We start from the raw sequence: 1,764 nt of genomic DNA on the forward strand, positions 1-1,764 counted from the left end.
CGCGCATCGCCAGGTTAAACACGCAGCAAATCCCTTCCCACGTCGCCTATGAGGAAGCTGCCCTAGCAGAGCCTCTGGCCTGTGTGCTGCATGGACTCGAAAAGGCGGACATCCAACTGGGTGACACCGTCGCTATAATCGGCGCGGGACCTATCGGATTGCTCCATTTAATTGCCTCTCAGCGAATGGGAGCGGGGAGAATCATCATCAGCGACAAGGTGGAGGAACGATTGGCGCTGGCGCGTACGCTGGGCGCGGATGAAACCATCAATGCTGGGCACGAGGACACGGTTGTGAAGATCCGGCAGCTGACCGAGGGGTATGGCGCCGACCTCGTGATTGAAGCCATAGGGTACCCCGCCACGTGGGAACAAGGCTTACGCATGGTGAGGAAGGGGGGAACCGTGCTCGAGTTCGGGGGGTGCCCGCCGAACACGGAAATTCACGTGAGCACAGAGCAGCTGCACTACGGGGAGACCACTGTCTTCGGCGCGTTTCATGCGACTCCAGCTCATTTCACGAAAGCGTTGAACCTGATCGCGTCGAAGACCGTAGATGTTCGGCCGTTGATCACGCGGAAAATGCCGCTCGACGAGCTGAACGAGGCGTTTAAGATCCTGGCCACATCGAAAGCGGATATCAAGATCGCGATATGCCCTTGACGGCGCAGTCTAGCTCGAACGGGGAGAAAAAGGGGGAAGGGATGAGTCTTTCGGTTTCCGCAGTGTGGGAACTTGGAGGATTCATCCTGACACGGTGAGGTCGCCAATGAGGATGCTGGGGATTTTACCCATTCCCAAGAGGCGGGTGTCACGGCCGATCTGCTGGACGTTTTTCAATGCATGGAAGAAGTTGCCGGCCACGGTTACTGGTTCAAGCGGGCGAATGACGTCTCCGTTTTCGACGAGGAAAGCGCTAGGGGCTACGACGCTGAACTCACCGGTTACGGTGTTGGCGTGTCCGATTCCCATGACGAAATCGGTGATTAGAATGCCCTTGTCAACTTCGGCGACCAGTTCGTCCAGATTCTTGCTACCCGGTGTCACCACGAGGTTCGACGTAGACACGGTGGGCGTTTGAAGGAACGGTTCAGGTTCTTCGCGTTTCGCGCTGCCGCTGCTCTCTTTGTTCTCTCGTAGGGCTGCGTAGCTGTCGTACAGATGGGTCTTCAANNGTGGTCCGCATGGGCACGCCTTCCGCGTCGATCCGTTGTGTGGAAAGGCCTTCCGGCAACTGCCCATCATCAGCAATCGTGACGAGGGTGCTCGCCACTTGCTCGCCGATTCGTTCTTTGAAGTAGCTTTTGCCTTCTTGCACGTTGCGTGCATTGGAAGCCGTTTTGAGCATGCTGCCTAAGAGGTAGCTGATGGAGCGGTTCTCCCACACCGTTGTGGTCTTAATCGACATGCCTAGTGGTTTGGCTTCGAGCATCTTCACGGCTCGGTCAGCCGCGGTGACGCCGATTTCGCTGAAATCTGTGAGTTCCCTTGAAACGAAAAATTCGGATCCCGTTTTCTGCTTTCCATCCTTGACTGCAATGCAGTAGATGCCGCCGTACATGTAGGATCCTTTGCTGGACGCTGATATCCCGCGGGAGTTGGCGACTGCAAAGGCTGCTTTCTCCACTTCCATTTCGCCTTCCAGTGACTTGATTCGTTTGTCGTGTTGGAATGTGCTCTTTGCGAGCGTGTCCACTCCGGCTAGCGTTTCTTTTTCCGAGTATGCAAGCAAGCGATCATCAATGATGCCATCTTTGGCTGGGCG

General features: G+C 56.1%; 3 protein-coding genes. 1 reads left to right on the plus strand and 2 read right to left on the minus strand.

The genetic code is table 11. From position 1 onward, the window contains the following. The first annotated feature begins 83 nt into the window (after positions 1-83). Positions 84-662 (plus strand): zinc-binding dehydrogenase, encoded by a 579-nt coding sequence (locus GTN70_09380; GenBank protein ID NIO17194.1) that lies wholly within the window; start codon positions 84-86, stop codon positions 660-662. An 81-nt stretch (positions 663-743) separates the two neighbouring features. On the opposite strand, the gene GTN70_09385 is transcribed toward GTN70_09380, so the two are convergent. Further along, complete coding sequence (locus tag GTN70_09385) at positions 744-1,067, minus strand: hypothetical protein (GenBank protein ID NIO17195.1); 324 nt, start codon at positions 1,065-1,067, stop codon at positions 744-746. A gap of 22 nt (positions 1,068-1,089) precedes the next feature. Continuing rightward, a partial coding sequence (locus GTN70_09390) for a hypothetical protein (GenBank protein ID NIO17196.1) occupies positions 1,090-1,764 on the minus strand: 675 nt, incomplete at its 5' end.

The sequence above is a fragment of the Deltaproteobacteria bacterium genome (assembly GCA_011773515.1).
Lineage (GTDB): Bacteria > Desulfobacterota > Deferrimicrobia > J040 > J040 > WVXK01.